Here is a 586-nt window from a genome sequence, read left to right as displayed (position 1 = left end):
TACCTAAACCGGCACAGCAATTTTTGGATTTATTTTAAAAGATTTTGCCTTATGAAAACCAATTACTTGACTCATACTAAAAAAAAGTTATCCTTTAAATTTGTAAGCTATTTTTTTATTTCAATAAAATCAACCAGAAAAGTGGGGAATAAAATGAAAAAAGCATTATTGGCTTTATTCATGGTCGTAAGTATTGCAGCTCTTGCAGCTTGCGGAGCAGGAAATGACAATCAGTCAAAAGATAATGCCAAAGATGGCGATCTTTGGGCTTCAATTAAGAAAAAAGGTGTGCTCACAGTCGGAACGGAAGGAACATATGAGCCGTTCACTTACCACGACAAAGACACTGATAAACTGACTGGCTATGATGTCGAAGTTATCACAGAAGTCGCAAAACGCCTCGGGCTTAAAGTCGACTTTAAGGAAACACAATGGGAAAGCATGTTTGCCGGCCTGAATTCCAAACGGTTTGACGTCATTGCCAACCAAGTCGGAAAAACAGATCGTGAAGACAAATATGATTTCTCAGATAAATACACAACATCAAGAGCCGTTGTCGTTACGAAAAAAGACAACAACGATATTA

General features: G+C 37.5%; 1 pseudogene. It reads left to right on the top strand.

The annotated features are described in order from the left end of the window. Positions 1-153: 153 nt before the first annotated feature. Positions 154-586 (top strand): annotated as a pseudogene (gene tcyA, locus ACWHAR_RS29855) (cystine ABC transporter substrate-binding lipoprotein TcyA); the annotation flags it as partial.

It is taken from the genome of Bacillus sp. LR--39 (assembly GCF_053613335.1).
The sequence above is the reverse complement of the archived record's forward strand: the minus strand, read 5'-3'. Positions and strand labels throughout refer to the sequence as shown.